Origin of the sequence: Micromonospora sp. NPDC093277 (assembly GCF_044765245.1) — a bacterium.
Taxonomy (GTDB): domain Bacteria; phylum Actinomycetota; class Actinomycetes; order Mycobacteriales; family Micromonosporaceae; genus Micromonospora.
The window spans coordinates 386,752-400,950 of record NZ_JBIWJO010000002.1 but is presented as its reverse complement, the minus strand read 5'-3'; the positions used below and the strand labels follow the sequence as shown (position 1 = coordinate 400,950).

The following is a 14,199-nucleotide window of genomic DNA, read 5'->3' as shown; positions in this document are numbered from 1 at the left end:
CTGGCCGGGCCGGGAACTGTCACGCCGCGACCGCCCCGGCGGACTCGAGCGGGATCCGCGCGTACACCCGGAAGCCGCCGCCGGTGCGCGGACCGGTCCGTAGGATCCCACCGTAGAGGGCGACCCGCTCCCGCATGCCGACCAGGCCGTGCCCGATCCGGTCGGGCAGCGGCGCCGGGCCGCGGCCGGTGTCGGTCACCTCCACGGCCAGGAAGTCGTCGGTGATGGTGAGCCGCACCAGCGCGGTGGCCGCCCCGGCGTGTTTGAGGGCGTTCGTCAGCGCCTCCTGCACGATCCGGTAGACGGTGAGTGCCACGCCCTCCTCCAGTGGCCCGAACCTGCCGTCGACGCGCAGCGTCACCGGCAGCCCCGCCTCCCGGACCTGTTCGACGAGGGCCTCGATGCCGGTCAGCCCCGGCTGCGGGGCCAGCTCGGCGGCCGGCTCCGCGTCGGTACGCAGCACGTCCAGCAGCCGGCGCAGCTCGCGCAGGGTGGCCCGGCCGGTCTCCTCGACGGTGGCCATCGCCGCGTCGGCGGCGTCGGGGTCTCGACGCAGCACCCGGCGGGCCCCGGTGGCCAGCACTCCCATCACGCTGACCTGGTGGGCGACCACGTCGTGCAGTTCCCGGGCGATCCGGCGCCGTTCGTCGGTGACCGCCTGTTCGGCGAGGGAGCGCTGTGTCGCCTCGGCGACCCGGGCCCGCTCGCGCAGCATCCGCGTGGACTGCTGGCGTGCCCGTACCGCCCGCCCCACCGCGTACGCCCCGGACGCGGCGAGCAGATTGTTGAGCACCAGGTACGCCGGACCGACGTCGAGCACACCGTCGGCCGGCACGACCAGGTTGGCCAGCACCACCGGCACCCAGATCAGCGACGCGGCAAGCGCCGCGGGCCGCGGCCGCTGATGCGCCGCCATCGTGTAGGTGAGCACGACGAAGGTCAGCCCCTGCGAGGTGGGCGCCTGCCCGAGCAGCACCGGCACGGCGAGGGTGGCCACCGCTGCCCCCACCGCCGGCCACGGCGCGACCCGGCGCACCGCCGCCGGGGCGGCGCACAGCACGGCCCAGCCCAGCCCAGCGCCGACCACAGCTGCGCGGGGCGCAACTCCTGCGGGGTGAGCAGCAGGAACGCCGCGTCCAGCAGGACCAGGGCAGCCGCCACGGACGCGTCGGCGGCCAGCGGCCGACCGCGTACCCAGGCCCGCACCCGGTTGGTCATGCCCCGACGGTAGCCGCCGTCAGTCCCGGCCCCTCGTCGCCGAAGCCGAACCCGATCTCCTCCCCGAGGACGAGGGCTACTCGTCCGCCCCTGGGGTGGCCGGCCGGGACCGGGCGTCGGTCAGCGGATCACCGGCGCCGGCCGCCGGGAACGGGGGCGGGGTGCCGCCGAAGCTCGGGCAGAGTGCCTGATGGGCGCACCAGTCGCAGAGGCGGCTCGGCCGGGGGCGGAAATCCTGTCGCTCGGTGGCCTGCTCGATGGCCTGCCAGAGTGCCACCACCGTGCGCTCGAAGCGCAGCAGTTCCTCCGCGTCGGGGGTGTAGTCGCACACCTCGGCGTCCTTGAGGTAGAGCAGGCGGAGCACCCGCGGCACCACTCCGCGGGTGCGCCACAGCACTAGCGCGTAGAACTTCAGTTGGAACAGCGCCCGGGCCTCGAACGCCTCGCGGGGCGCGCCGCCGGTCTTGTAGTCGACCACCCGCAGCGCGCCGTCCGGGGCCACGTCGAGCCGGTCCAGGTAGCCCCGGATCAGCAGCTCCTCGTCGACCACCGCCGAGACCAACGCCTCCCGCTCGGCCGGCTCCAGCCGGCGCGGGTCCTCCACCGCGAAATAGCCGTCGAGCAGCGCGGTGGCCGAGCGGAGGAACTCGGCCGGCCCGGTGGCGTCGTCCTCGGCGAAGAGCGTCGCCAGCTCCGGCTGCTCGGTGACCAGCCGGTCCCACTGCGGGGCGACCAGGTCGCCGGCCGACCGCAGGGTACGCGCCGCCGCCGGCAGGTCGAACAGCCGCTCCAGCACCGCGTGCACCAGCGTGCCCCGGGCCTGCTCCACGGTGGGGCGTTCGGGCAGCCGGTCGATGCTGCGGAACCGGTAGAGCAGCGGGCAGGTCTTGAAATCCGCAGCCCGGGACGGCGACAGCGACCCCCGCACCGTGGGCGGCGCCGTCTCCGCCGTGGGGGAGTCCTGCCCGTCGATCACCGGTTCCGCCGTCATGTCCGGAAGGTTAGGGCACCGGTGCGACAGGGCCGCCGCCGCCGCACCGGGGCATGATCCGCGCCGCGTAGCATCGACCCGGTGGAGCAGAGGTCCCGACCACCGCGCCGGCCCGGACTGACCGTCGGCCGGGTGTTCGGGGTGCCGCTGCGCGTCGACGCCTCGATGCTGCTGCTCGCGCTGGTCGTCGCCGCCCTGTACGCCGCCCTCGCCCGTCGTCAGCTCGACCTCGGCCACCTCGGCGGCTACCTGGTCGGCCTCGGCTTCGTGGTCTCCCTGCTCGGCTCGGTGCTGCTGCACGAGCTGGGCCACGCCCTGACCGCCCGCCGCCACGGCATCGGTGTGCGCGGCATCACCCTGGAACTGCTCGGCGGCTACACCGAGATGGACCGGGACGCCCCCAGCCCGCGCGTCGACCTGCTCGTCTCCCTCGCCGGACCGGCAGTGTCCGCGGTGCTCGGCGTCGCCGCCGTCGCCGCCACCCTGGCCCTGCCCGACGGCACCCTCGCCCACCAGTTCGCCTTTCAGCTCGCGGTGAGCAACATCGTGGTCGCTGTCTTCAACAGCCTGCCCGGGCTGCCGCTCGACGGCGGTCGGGCGCTGCGCGCCGCCGTCTGGGCGCTCACCCGGGACCGGCACCGCGGCACCGAGGTGGCCGGCTGGGTGGGCCGGGCGGTGGCCGTCGGCACCCTGGCCGTGGTCGTCCTGCTCACCGTGCGCCAGGCGGTCGCCCCGGTGATTCTGCCGCTGGTGCTGCTGGTCGCCGTCACCCTCTGGCGGGGTGCCGGCCAGTCCATCCGGATGGCCCGGATCGGCCGTCGCCTTCCGCTGGTCGACCTGGCCCGGCTCGCCCGCCCGGTGTTCCCCGTACCCACCGGCACCCCGCTCGCGGAGGCGCAGCGCCGCCGCGCCGAGGCCGCCGTCCCCGCCGCCGCGCTCGCCGTCGTCGACACCGCCGGCCGGCCGGTCGCCCTGGTCGACCCGGCCCGGGCCGACGCCGTACCCCCGCAACGACGGCCGTGGCTCGCGGTGGACGCGGTCTCCCACGACCTGGACACCCTGCCCGCGCTGCCGGTCGGCGCCGACGGCGAACGGGTGCTGGAGGCCGTCCGCACCCACCCGGCCGCACAGTACGTGGTGACCGCAGGCGAAGATGTCGTCGGCGTTCTGCACATCGCGGATCTGGCCCAGCTCCTGGAACCCAAACGGAAGACGAACACGTGACCGCACATTCCTCCGCCGTCCCGGCCGACCCCGCCGCCCCGGCGCTGCCTCCGGTTCCGATGGCTCCAGGTCACGGCGCGGCGTCAGACGCGCTGAGCTTGAGTCATCGTAGGGGGCCGTTCCGCCCCGGCGACCGGGTGCAGCTGACCGACCCGAAGGGCCGGATGCACACCGTGACGCTGGAGCCCGGCAAGGAGTTCCACACCCACCGGGGGATCCTCAAACACGACACACTGATCGGCCTGCCCGACGGCAGTGTGGTCACCACCGCCGGCGGCGGCACCGCGTTCCTGGCCCTGCGGCCGCTGCTGTCGGACTACGTGCTCTCCATGCCGCGCGGCGCCCAGGTGATCTACCCGAAGGACTCGGCGCAGATCGTCGCCATGGGCGACATCTTCCCGGGTGCGAAGGTCCTGGAGGCCGGCGCGGGCTCCGGCGCGCTCTCCTGCTCGCTGCTGCGCGCCGTCGGCGTCGAGGGCGAGCTGCACTCGTACGAGCTGCGCGAGGACTTCGCCCAGATCGCCAGGCGCAACGTCGAGGCGTTCTTCAACGCGCCGCACCCGGCCTGGCGGCTGCACGTCGGCGACGTCGCCGACTGCCGGGAGACCGGATTCGACCGGATCATCCTGGACATGCTCACCCCCTGGGAGATGCTCGACATGGTCGAGCGGGCGCTCGTCCCCGGCGGCGTCCTGATCGGGTACGTGGCCACCACCCCGCAGCTGTCCGAGCTGGTCGAGGCGCTGCGCGAGCGGGGCGGCTGGACCGAGCCGCGGGCCTGGGAGTCGCTGGTCCGGGACTGGCACGCCGAGGGACTGGCGGTGCGCCCCGACCACCGCATGATCGCGCACACCGCGTTCCTGGTCTCCGCGCGCAAGCTCGCCCCGGGGGTCACCGCCCCGCCGCGCCGTCGCAAGCCCAGCAAGGGCACCGAGGCGTACGTCCAGCGCCGCCAGGCGCTGCGCGAGGCGGAGGCGGCCCGGCAGGCGGCAGCCGACGCCGACCCGACCGGGCCGGAGTCGGACCATTCGTGACCCGGCGGCACGGACGGGTATGAGTGGGGGACGGCTTCAGGTCGCGGAGGGAGGCGGCGGGTGAGCGAGCGTAGCGAGGGAACCATCGGGCTCAGCGCGGTCGAGCCTCATGTCGTCGCCGACCGGAGGGAGGCGGCGGCATGAGCAACCCGGGCTACGGCAACGGCGACCTGCCCGCCGTCTTCCCGGACTGGTCGCCCTACGCCGACCTGGAGTCGGCCGCCCGGGCGTACCTGCGCGACCCGGACATCGCCCTGGACGCCCTCGGCGGGGTGCTGCGCGGCGCCTCGGTGCTCGGCTTCACGCTGGAGCGCTTCGTCAACGAGGTCAACGGGGTCTGGCAGGAGATCGTCGTCTGCGACGGCAGCCGGCTGGTCCTCTGGCACGGCGAGGACGTCCCGCCGGGGGAGGGGCCGGCCGGCTCGATGACCTCGTCGCTGCGGGTGGTGCCGGTCTCCACGGTCACCGAGGTCGGCTGCCGGCGGCGGCTCACCCGCTCGGAGACCGGCGAGATCCGGGTCGACAGCATCGACGTGTACCTGCTGCTCTCGTCGCTGGACGAGGCGCCGCCCAGCGACGAGATGGTCGGCGCGCCCCGGCACGACGCGCTGCGCTTCGGCAAGACCCTCGACGACGGCGGCGCCGGGCAGATCGCCCGGCTGGAGGAGTTCGCCCGGCTGGTCGCCTCGGTCGTCGGCCGTCCGCTGCTGTGAGACGCCGCGCGGGCCGGGGGACGCCCGTCCCCCGACCCGCGCCGTCCGTCCGTCGGTGTCAGTCCTCGGCGTCGGGCCCGGCCACCTCGGTGCCGTCGCTGCCGCGCACCACGTGGATGCACTCGCCCGGGCACTCCTTCGCCGAGTCGATCACCTCGAGCCGCAGGTGCTCCGGCACGTCGACCCGGGCACCCGGGGCGAGCCGCAGCTCGCCGTCCGGGCCCTTGACGTACGCCAGGCCGTCGACGTCGAACTCGAAGACCTCGGGCGCGTACTGGACACACAGCCCGTCGCCCGTGCAGAGATCCTGATCCACCCAGACCTGAAGCTGGTCCGTCGCGACCTCCGCCATCGGTGCACCCCCCATGTTCTCCCGTCCCACCCCGCGACGGTACCCGAACGCCCGTACCCGCCCGACGACCAGCCCGTGGCGATCAAGCTTCGGTGACGAGGGCGTTGCGTAGGACCGAATCGAGCTCACAGCGGCTAGTGTTAGCTCAGAACGTTCAAGCCCCCCGGGGAGGTGGGACGTGGCACGCAGCGACGACGCGGACTCGCGCGCCGCACGGTGGGAGAAGGAGGCCCACGATCTCTCCACGCAGGTCGCGTTCCTGCAAGAGGAACTCGCCCTGGTGCGGCGCAAGTTGACCGAAAGCCCCCGACACGTCCGGCAGCTCGAAGAGCGGCTGGCGGCCACCCAGGCCCAGTTGGCGCGGCTGACCGAGAACAACGAACGGCTCGTGAGCACCCTCAAGGAGGCTCGCGCGCAGATCGTGACGCTCAAGGAGGAGATCGACCGCCTCGCCCAGCCGCCGAGTGGCTACGGCGTCTTCCTCGCCAAGCACGACGACGGCACGGTCGACGTGTTCACCGGCGGGCGCAAGCTCCGGGTGGCCGTCTCGCCCTCGCTCGACGTCGACGAGCTGCGGCGTGGCCAGGAGGTGCTGCTCAACGACGCGCTCAACATCGTCGACGCGTTCGGCTACGAGCGGGTCGGCGAGGTCGTGATGCTCAAGGAGGTGCTCGCCGGACCCGGCGACACACCGGGCGACCGGGCGCTGGTGGTCTCGCACTCGGACGAGGAGCGGATCGTGCACCTCGCCGAGACCCTGATCGGCGCCCCGATAAGGGCCGGCGACTCGCTCATGATCGAACCCCGTTCGGCGTACGCGTACGAGCGGATCCCGAAGAGCGAGGTCGAGGAGCTCGTGCTGGAGGAGGTGCCCGACGTCGGCTACGAGGACATCGGCGGCCTCCAGGCGCAGATCGAGCAGATCCGCGACGCGGTGGAACTGCCGTTCCTGCACGCCGACCTGTTCCGCGAGCACCACCTCCGGCCGCCGAAGGGCATTTTGCTCTACGGACCGCCCGGCTGCGGCAAGACGCTGATCGCCAAGGCGGTGGCCAACTCGCTGGCCAAGAAGATCGCCGAGCGGCGCGGCGAGGAGAAGCACACCAGCTTCTTCCTCAACATCAAGGGCCCCGAGCTGCTCAACAAGTACGTCGGCGAGACCGAGCGGCACATCCGGTTGATCTTCCAGCGGGCGCGGGAGAAGGCCGGCGAGGGCACCCCGGTGATCGTGTTCTTCGACGAGATGGACTCCGTCTTCCGTACCCGCGGTTCCGGCGTCTCCTCGGACGTGGAGAACACCATCGTCCCGCAGCTGCTCAGCGAGATCGACGGCGTCGAGGGCCTGGAGAACGTCATCGTCATCGGCGCCTCCAACCGGGAGGACATGATCGACCCGGCGATCCTGCGCCCCGGCCGGCTCGACGTCAAAATCAAGATCGAGCGGCCGGACGCCGAGGCGGCCAAGGACATCTTCTCCAAGTACATCCTCGCCGGCCTGCCGCTGCACGCGGACGACCTCGCCGAGCACGGTGCCGACCCGCAGGCCACCGTCGCGGCGATGATCGACGCGGTCGTGCTAAGGATGTACTCGGAGACCGAGGAGAACCGCTTCCTCGAGGTCACCTACGCCAACGGCGACAAGGAAGTCCTCTACTTCAAGGACTTCAACTCCGGCGCGATGATCCAGAACATCGTCGACCGGGGCAAGAAGATGGCCATCAAGGAGTTCCTCACCTCCGGGCGCAAGGGGCTGCGGCTGCAGCACCTCCTCGACGCCTGCGTCGACGAGTTCCGCGAGAACGAGGACCTGCCCAACACCACCAACCCCGACGACTGGGCGCGCATCTCCGGCAAGAAGGGCGAGCGGATTGTCTACATCCGCACGCTCGTCTCCGGCGGCAAGGGCGCGGAGGCCGGCAGGTCGATAGAAACGGCCAGCAACACCGGCCAGTACCTGTAAACCCGACGGCACGACGGAGGCCCGCGACGCACCGCGTCGCGGGCCTCCGCGCGTCCCCGCTTCGGGCCGCCGTGGCCCCGCCACACCGGACGCCCCGGGGCGGCCACGCCCTTTTCGGTGTGACGGCGACTACGCTCGACGTGACGGGGGACCGGAACGGCGAGCGGAGCGGCAGGTCGATGAGCGTCAGACGGATCATGGGCACCGAGGTCGAGTACGGCATCTCCGTGCCCGGCCAGGCCGGGGCCAACCCGATGGTCACCTCCTCGCAGGTGGTCAACGCCTACGGAGCGCGCCCGGAGCTCAACCGCGGTGGCCGGGCCCGCTGGGACTACGAGGAGGAGTCGCCGCTGCGCGACGCCCGCGGTTTCACCTACTCCGGGGCCGCGTACGACCCGGCTGAGGCGCTCGCCGACGAGGACCTGGGGCTGGCCAACGTCATACTCACCAACGGCGCCCGGCTCTATGTCGACCACGCCCACCCGGAGTACTCCACCCCCGAGGTGACCAACCCCCTCGACCTGGTGCGCTGGGACAAGGCGGGCGAGCGGGTGATGGCCGAGGCGGCCCGGCGCGCGGCCACCATCCCGGGCACCCATCCCATCCACCTGTACAAGAACAACACCGACAACAAGGGTGCCAGCTACGGCGCCCACGAGAACTACCTGATGCGCCGCCAGACCCCGTTCGCCGACATCGTGGCGTACCTGACGCCGTTCTTCGTCACCCGCCAGGTGGTGTGCGGCGCCGGCCGGGTCGGCATCGGCCAGGACGGCGGCCAGAACGGCTTCCAGATCTCCCAGCGGGCGGACTTCTTCGAGGTCGAGGTGGGGCTGGAGACCACCCTGAAGCGGCCCATCATCAACACCCGGGACGAGCCGCACGCGGACGCCGACAAGTACCGCCGGCTGCACGTCATCATCGGGGACGCCAACCTGTCGGAGATCTCCACGTACCTCAAGCTCGGCACCACCGCGCTGATCCTCACCATGATCGAGGAGAAGGCGCTCGGCCCCGACCTCGGCATCGCGGACCCGGTCAGCGAGCTGCGCGCGGTCAGCCACGACCCGTCGCTCAAGCACCGGATGCGGCTGCGCGACGGCCGGAGGCTGACCGCCCTGGACGTGCAGTGGGCGTACCTGGAACGGGCCCGGTCCTTCGTGGACGACCGGTACGGCGACGACGTCGACGCGCAGACCGTCGACGTGCTCGACCGCTGGGAGAACGTGTTGGACCGGCTCGGCCGTGACGCGTTCCTCTGCGCCGACGAGCTGGACTGGGTGGCCAAGCTGCGGCTGCTGGAGGGCTACCGGGAGCGGGAGCAGCTCGGTTGGGGCGCGCACAAGCTCCAGCTGGTCGACCTGCAGTACTCCGACGTCCGGCCGGAGAAGGGCCTCTACCACCGGCTGGTCTCCCGCGGTGCGATGAAGACCCTGCTGGACGACGAGCGGACGCAGACCGCGATGACCGAGCCGCCGGAGGACACCCGGGCCTACTTCCGTGGTCGCTGCCTGGCCCAGTACGCCTCCGAGGTGGTCGCCGCCAGCTGGGACTCGGTCATCTTCGACGTGGGCCGGGAGTCGCTGGTCCGGGTGCCGATGATGGAACCGGAGCGGGGCACCCGTAAGCACGTCGGTGAGCTGTTCGACCGGTGTGAGAGCGCCAAGGACCTGCTGGAGACGCTGACCGGGGGCTGAGAACGTACCCGTCGGAGAGCCCGTACCGCGTCGGAACCCGGCGCGCGGCGGGCTTTTCGTCGCTCTCCCGAGGTAAGTTCATCGCAGGCGATCGTGGAGGAGGCAACGATGGCGACCCAAGAAGGCGGCCAGACCCAGCACGGCAAGTCGCACGAGGAGGTCGAGGAGGCCACCGCGCAGGCCAACCCCGAGGTTGCCGAGCGGCACGCCGAGATCACCGAGGACGTCGACGACCTGCTCGACGAGATCGACTCCGTCCTCGAAGAAAACGCAGAAGAGTTCGTGCGAGGATACGTACAGAAAGGGGGGGAGTAGGCGTAAATGTCCGATTCGCCTAGCGGGTCGGACAAGTGACGCCCCCAACGTGAGCGGGCAGCTGCCCGTCACGCCGGCGGTACGGGATCGGGGGAGAAGGAGTTCGAGGAGCTCCTCGCCGAGCAGGGCGGTGTCTGCGCGGTCTGCGGCGACCCCGATCCGGAACATGTGGACCACGATCATCGCACCGGGTGGGTGCGCGGGATACTCTGCTTCAACTGCAATGGCGGTCTTGGTCAGTTCCGGGACAGTCCGGTGAGGCTGGCCGGGGCGATCACGTACCTGAGAGGAACCACGTGGCAGCGGGTTTTGATCCATCCGGGCGTCTACCAGATGTGTTCACCAACGCGGGGACGTCCTCCTTCACAGCGTTCCTGAGCAAGGTGGCCCCCGAGATGCTGCCCGGACGTCGGCCGCTGCCGCCCGGCATGGCCGCCGACATGGCGCCGCACGCGACGACCATCGTGGCCATCTCGGCCGTCGGTGGCGTGGTGATGGCCGGCGATCGGCGCGCCACGATGGGCAACCTGATCGCCCAGCGGGACATCGAGAAGGTGCACCCGGCCGACGCGTACTCGCTGGTCGGCATCGCGGGCACGGCGGGCATCGGCATCGAGCTGATGCGACTGTTCCAGGTGGAGCTCGAACACTACGAGAAGATCGAGGGCGCCATGCTCTCGCTCGACGGCAAGGCCAACCGGCTGGCGTCGATGATCCGGGGCAACCTGGGCGCGGCCATGCAGGGGCTGGCGGTGATCCCGCTCTTCGCCGGCTTCGACCTGGCGGCCGGCGACCCGGCTCGGGCCGGCCGGATCTTCAGCTTCGATGTCACCGGCGGCCCGTACGAGGAGACCGGCTACGACGCGATCGGTTCCGGTTCGCTGTTCGCCAAGTCGGCGCTGAAGAAGCGGTTCCGGGTGGGCCTGTCGACCGACGACGCGGCGCGGCTCGCCGTCGAGGCGCTCTACGACGCGGCCGACGACGACACCGCCACCGGTGGCCCGGATCTCACCCGACGGATCTACCCGGTGGTGATGACCGCGACGGCGGAGGGCACCCACCGGCTCACCGACGCCGAGACGGCGGCGATCGCGGAGAGCGTCGTGGCCGGTCGGATGGAGAACCCGGGCGGCTGATCCCGCCCTCACCCCCACCTGAGTCAGCAGTCCCCGCAGCACAGCGCCCGAAGGAGAACCGCCGCCGTGGCCATGCAGTTCTACGCCTCGCCCGAGCAGATCATGCGCGACCGCTCCGAGCTGGCCCGCAAGGGCATCGCCCGGGGCCGCAGCGCGTTGGTCCTGAGCTACGAGGGCGGGGTGCTCTTCGTCGCGGAGAACCTGTCCAGCACCCTGCACAAGGTCAGCGAGATCTACGACCGGATCGGCTTCGCCGCGGTGGGCCGCTACAACGAGTTCGAGAACCTGCGCCGCGCCGGGGTGCGGATGGCCGACCTGAACGGGCTGAGCTACGACCGGCGGGACGTGACCGGCCTGGCCCTGGCCAACGCGTACGCGCAGACGCTGGGCGCCATCTTCACCGAGCAGTCGAAGCCGTTCGAGGTGGAGATCTGCGTGGCGGAGGTGGGGGCGACGCCGGAGGACGACTCGCTCTTCCGGGTGACGTACGACGGCTCGGTCAACGACGAGCCGGGCCGGATGGCGATGGGTGGTCAGGCCGAGTCGATCACCGGGGTGCTGAAGAACGAGCACCGGCCGGACATGTCGCTGTCGGAGGCGGTCCAAGCGGCGGTCAAGGCGCTGAGCAGTGTCGGCGGGGAGGGCGGGGCGGCCCGTACCATCGCCGCCAACCAGCTGGAGGTGGCGATCCTGGACCGGCGCCGGGTCGGGCGTACGTTCCGGCGGGTGACCGGGGCGGCGTTGACCGCGCTGCTGGAAGGGGACGCGAGCGCGGGCAGTGCGCCGGCGCCGGGTCGGGCGCAGACCCCGACGGTGCCCACCGAGGAGGCGAAGAAGCCGATCTCGTCGGCCGGCTCCGCGGATCTGGAGGGTCAGCAGCAGGAGGAGCAGCCCGGGGAGTGACGGTAGGGGCCGGTGCCGGCCCTACCGTCGTCGCTGCCGTTGCTTGCCGGGCCACGCCCGGGTCAGCGGTGCGGCTTGAGCGGCCGCCACCAGTCGCGGTGCTCGCGGTACCAGTCGACGGTGGCGGTGAGTCCCCGGTCCAGGTCGACGGCGGGGACCCAGCCCAGCTGGCGACGGCTGGTGGTGCAGTCCAGCGAGTACCGCCGGTCGTGGCCCTGGCGGTCGGCGACCGGTCGGACCCGGTCCCAGCCGGCGGCGCAGGCGGCCAGCAGCCGGCCGGTCAGCTCGCGGTTGGTCAGTTCGGCGTTGCCGCCCAGGTGGTAGACGTCGCCGGACCGGCCGCGGGTCTGGGCGAGCGCGATGCCGTGGCAGTGGTCGTCGACGTGCAGCCAATCCCGGACGTTGCCGCCGTCGCCGTAGAGGGGTACGTCGTGCCCGTCGAGCAGGTTGGTGACGAACAGCGGCACGATCTTCTCGGGGTACTGGTACGGGCCGTAGGTGTTGGCGCCGCGGGTGACGACGACGTCGAGGCCGTGGGTGCGGTGGTAGGCGAGGGCGAGCAGGTCGGCGGCGGCCTTGCTGGCCGAGTACGGGGAACTGGGGTCCAGTGGCGCCTCTTCGGTCCAGGAACCGGTGGCGATGGAGCCGTAGACCTCGTCGGTGGAGACCTGCACGAACCGCCGTACGCCGTGCCGCAGCGCCGCGTCGAGCAGGATCTGGGTGCCGACCACGTTGGTGGTGACGAAGGCGGCGGCGTCGGCGATGGAGCGGTCGACGTGGGATTCTGCGGCGAGGTGCACGACGATGTCGTGGCCGGGGACGGTGGCGCCGACGAGGACGGCGTCGCGGACGTCGCCGTGGACGATCCGTAGCCGGGGGTCGGCGCGTACCGGGTCGAGGGCGGCGTCGGTGGCGGCGTAGGTGTAGGCGTCGAGCACGGTGACGGCGTCCACGTCGAGGGTCGGCTCGGCGCCGGAGAGCAGCCGCCGGACGTACGCCGATCCGATGAAGCCGGCGCCGCCGGTGACCAGGATTCTCACGGGTCGGAAGGTACCGGGGTCGGGATCTGCTCGCGGCGGGATGCCGGGACGACTGTGCGCGGACGCCACGGAGATGGCTGGGTTGAGCGCTGCCCATTTGGGGCCCCGGACGGCTAATGTCATTTCATGGAGCGGCGAATCTTCGGCCTCGAAACCGAGTACGGCGTCACCTGCACTTATCGCGGGCAGCGCCGGCTGTCCCCCGACGAGGTCGCGCGGTACCTGTTCCGGCGGGTGGTGTCGTGGGGCCGGTCGAGCAATGTGTTTCTGCGCAACGGGGCCCGCCTCTATCTGGATGTGGGCTCGCACCCGGAGTACGCGACGCCCGAGTGTGACTCGGTGACCGACCTGGTGGCGCACGACCGGGCCGGGGAGCGGATCCTGGAGGGGCTGCTCGTCGACGCGGAGAAGCGGCTGCACGACGAGGGCATCGCGGGCGAGATCTACCTGTTCAAGAACAACACCGACTCGGCCGGCAACTCGTACGGTTGCCACGAGAACTACCTGGTGTCCCGGCACGGGGAGTTCGGCCGCCTCGCCGACGTGCTGATCCCGTTCCTGGTGACCCGGCAGCTGATCTGCGGCGCCGGGAAGGTGCTGCAGACGCCGCGCGGCGCGGTCTACTGCCTGTCCCAGCGGGCGGAGCACATCTGGGAGGGCGTCTCATCGGCGACCACCCGGAGCCGGCCGATCATCAACACCCGCGACGAGCCGCATGCCGACGCGGAGCGGTACCGCCGGCTGCACGTGATCGTCGGCGACTCGAACATGAACGAGGTCACCACGCTGCTGAAGGTCGGTACGGCCGACATCGTGCTGCGGCTGATCGAGGCCGGGGTGGTGATGCGGGACCTGACGCTGGAGAACCCGATCCGGGCGATCCGCGAGGTGTCGCACGACATCACCGGCCGGCGCAAGGTGCGGCTGGCCTCCGGCAAGGAGATCTCCGCGCTGGAGATCCAGCAGGAATATCTGGCGAAGGCGACGGAGTTCGTGGAGCGCCGGGGCGGGGACCAGACCGCGAAGCGAGTGGTGGACCTGTGGGCCCGGGTGCTGCGGTCGGTGGAGACCGGTGACCTGGACCCGGTGGCCCGGGAGATCGACTGGGTGACGAAGCTGCGCCTGATCGAGCGGTACCAGCGCAAGCACGACCTGCCGCTGTCGCATCCGCGGGTGGCGCAGATGGATCTGGCGTACCACGACCTGCGGCGCGGTCGGGGCCTGTACGGGCTGCTGGAGCGGCGCGGCGAGGTGGACCGGGTGGCGACCGACCCGGAGATCTTCGAGGCGAAGGAGACCCCGCCGCAGACCACCCGGGCGCGGCTGCGGGGCGAGTTCATCCGGCACGCGCAGGAGAAGCGGCGGGACTTCACGGTCGACTGGGTGCACCTGAAGCTGAACGACCAGGCGCAGCGGACCGTGCTGTGCAAGGACCCGTTCCGGGCGTACGACGAGCGGGTGGAGCGGTTGATCGCGAGCATGTGAGGCGCGGCCGCGGGCGGGGGCCCCCGCCCCCCGCGCGCCCGGTAGCGGGGGGGGCGCTGTAAAAATACCAAACCAACCCCGGCCCCCCGCCCGCGAAGCGGAAAATGATAGACCCGCGCCCGGGGAAAATA

The 14,199-nt window shown here is 71.8% G+C and carries 14 protein-coding genes and 1 pseudogene; 10 read left to right on the top strand and 5 right to left on the bottom strand.

Features of this window, described 5'->3' with window-relative positions; translation table 11 throughout:
* Nucleotides 1–19: 19 nt before the first annotated feature.
* From ACIRG9_RS06470 to ACIRG9_RS06460, 3 genes are all read right to left on the bottom strand, one after another.
* Nucleotides 20–997 carry a sensor histidine kinase gene (locus tag ACIRG9_RS06470; protein ID WP_402851092.1) on the bottom strand — a complete coding sequence of 326 codons (978 nt, stop codon included), beginning with the start codon at nucleotides 995–997 and terminating at the stop codon, nucleotides 20–22.
* Nucleotides 940–1,218 (bottom strand): hypothetical protein, encoded by a 279-nt coding sequence (locus ACIRG9_RS06465; protein WP_402851090.1) that lies wholly within the window; start codon nucleotides 1,216–1,218, stop codon nucleotides 940–942. The genes ACIRG9_RS06470 and ACIRG9_RS06465 overlap by 58 nt, the downstream gene beginning before the upstream one ends.
* 76 nt (nucleotides 1,219–1,294) lie before the next feature.
* Nucleotides 1,295–2,209, bottom strand: a complete 915-nt coding sequence (locus ACIRG9_RS06460; RefSeq protein WP_402851087.1) for a RecB family exonuclease — start codon at nucleotides 2,207–2,209, stop codon at nucleotides 1,295–1,297.
* 132 nt (nucleotides 2,210–2,341) lie between these two features.
* On the opposite strand from ACIRG9_RS06460, the gene ACIRG9_RS06455 reads away from it, so the two are divergent.
* The 3 genes from ACIRG9_RS06455 to ACIRG9_RS06445 all read left to right on the top strand — a co-directional run bounded on the left by ACIRG9_RS06455 (nucleotide 2,342) and on the right by ACIRG9_RS06445 (nucleotide 5,180).
* Nucleotides 2,342–3,433, top strand: a complete 1,092-nt coding sequence (locus tag ACIRG9_RS06455; RefSeq protein WP_402851883.1) for a M50 family metallopeptidase — start codon at nucleotides 2,342–2,344, stop codon at nucleotides 3,431–3,433.
* Nucleotides 3,430–4,467 (top strand): tRNA (adenine-N1)-methyltransferase, encoded by a 1,038-nt coding sequence (locus tag ACIRG9_RS06450; protein WP_402851085.1) that lies wholly within the window; start codon nucleotides 3,430–3,432, stop codon nucleotides 4,465–4,467. Before ACIRG9_RS06455 ends, ACIRG9_RS06450 begins: the two co-directional genes overlap by 4 nt.
* 140 nt (nucleotides 4,468–4,607) lie before the next feature.
* On the top strand, nucleotides 4,608–5,180 hold the full coding sequence (locus ACIRG9_RS06445; protein WP_402851082.1) for a hypothetical protein: 573 nt from the start codon (nucleotides 4,608–4,610) through the stop codon (nucleotides 5,178–5,180).
* Nucleotides 5,181–5,238: 58 nt separating this feature from the next.
* Here the strand turns inward: ACIRG9_RS06445 and ACIRG9_RS06440 are convergent, their stop codons facing one another.
* Complete coding sequence (locus ACIRG9_RS06440; RefSeq protein ID WP_402851080.1) at nucleotides 5,239–5,532, bottom strand: ferredoxin; 294 nt, start codon at nucleotides 5,530–5,532, stop codon at nucleotides 5,239–5,241.
* 178 nt (nucleotides 5,533–5,710) lie between these two features.
* Between ACIRG9_RS06440 and arc the strand changes: the two genes are divergently transcribed.
* The 6 genes and pseudogenes from arc to prcA all read left to right on the top strand — a co-directional run bounded on the left by arc (nucleotide 5,711) and on the right by prcA (nucleotide 11,543).
* The gene (gene arc / locus ACIRG9_RS06435) at nucleotides 5,711–7,492 is read left to right on the top strand and encodes a proteasome ATPase (protein ID WP_402851077.1); all 1,782 of its coding nucleotides are present in this window, start codon (nucleotides 5,711–5,713) and stop codon (nucleotides 7,490–7,492) included.
* A 179-nt stretch (nucleotides 7,493–7,671) separates the two neighbouring features.
* Nucleotides 7,672–9,189 (top strand): depupylase/deamidase Dop, encoded by a 1,518-nt coding sequence (dop, locus tag ACIRG9_RS06430; protein WP_402851074.1) that lies wholly within the window; start codon nucleotides 7,672–7,674, stop codon nucleotides 9,187–9,189.
* 108 nt (nucleotides 9,190–9,297) lie between these two features.
* On the top strand, nucleotides 9,298–9,504 hold the full coding sequence (locus ACIRG9_RS06425) for a ubiquitin-like protein Pup (RefSeq protein ID WP_091202105.1): 207 nt from the start codon (nucleotides 9,298–9,300) through the stop codon (nucleotides 9,502–9,504).
* A gap of 144 nt (nucleotides 9,505–9,648) precedes the next feature.
* Nucleotides 9,649–9,882: pseudogene (locus ACIRG9_RS06420) on the top strand (endonuclease VII domain-containing protein); the annotation flags it as partial.
* On the top strand, nucleotides 9,801–10,640 hold the full coding sequence (gene prcB, locus ACIRG9_RS06415) for a proteasome subunit beta (protein ID WP_402851069.1): 840 nt from the start codon (nucleotides 9,801–9,803) through the stop codon (nucleotides 10,638–10,640). The pseudogene ACIRG9_RS06420 and the gene prcB, both read left to right, overlap by 82 nt.
* A gap of 66 nt (nucleotides 10,641–10,706) precedes the next feature.
* On the top strand, nucleotides 10,707–11,543 hold the full coding sequence (gene prcA / locus ACIRG9_RS06410) for a proteasome subunit alpha (protein ID WP_402851066.1): 837 nt from the start codon (nucleotides 10,707–10,709) through the stop codon (nucleotides 11,541–11,543).
* Nucleotides 11,544–11,605: 62 nt separating this feature from the next.
* Here prcA and rfbB read toward each other — a convergent pair whose 3' ends face one another.
* Nucleotides 11,606–12,583, bottom strand: a complete 978-nt coding sequence (rfbB, locus tag ACIRG9_RS06405; RefSeq protein WP_402851063.1) for a dTDP-glucose 4,6-dehydratase — start codon at nucleotides 12,581–12,583, stop codon at nucleotides 11,606–11,608.
* 126 nt (nucleotides 12,584–12,709) lie between these two features.
* Here rfbB and pafA point away from each other — a divergent pair, with 126 nt between their 5' ends.
* Nucleotides 12,710–14,068, top strand: a complete 1,359-nt coding sequence (gene pafA, locus ACIRG9_RS06400; protein ID WP_402851060.1) for a Pup--protein ligase — start codon at nucleotides 12,710–12,712, stop codon at nucleotides 14,066–14,068.
* The last annotated feature ends 131 nt before the right edge of the window (nucleotides 14,069–14,199 follow it).

What these genes read in the sequence shown, in the direction of transcription:
- ACIRG9_RS06465 (WP_402851090.1), bottom strand. Translation starts at nt 1,218, where the DNA reads ATGACCAACCGGGTGCGGGCCTGGGTACGCGGTCGGCCGCTGGCCGCC.
- ACIRG9_RS06460 (WP_402851087.1), bottom strand. Translation starts at nt 2,209, where the DNA reads ATGACGGCGGAACCGGTGATCGACGGGCAGGACTCCCCCACGGCGGAG.
- ACIRG9_RS06445 (WP_402851082.1), top strand. Translation starts at nt 4,608, where the DNA reads ATGAGCAACCCGGGCTACGGCAACGGCGACCTGCCCGCCGTCTTCCCG.
- ACIRG9_RS06440 (WP_402851080.1), bottom strand. Translation starts at nt 5,532, where the DNA reads ATGGCGGAGGTCGCGACGGACCAGCTTCAGGTCTGGGTGGATCAGGAT.
- dop (WP_402851074.1), top strand. Translation starts at nt 7,672, where the DNA reads ATGAGCGTCAGACGGATCATGGGCACCGAGGTCGAGTACGGCATCTCC.
- ACIRG9_RS06425 (WP_091202105.1), top strand. Translation starts at nt 9,298, where the DNA reads ATGGCGACCCAAGAAGGCGGCCAGACCCAGCACGGCAAGTCGCACGAG.
- pafA (WP_402851060.1), top strand. Translation starts at nt 12,710, where the DNA reads ATGGAGCGGCGAATCTTCGGCCTCGAAACCGAGTACGGCGTCACCTGC.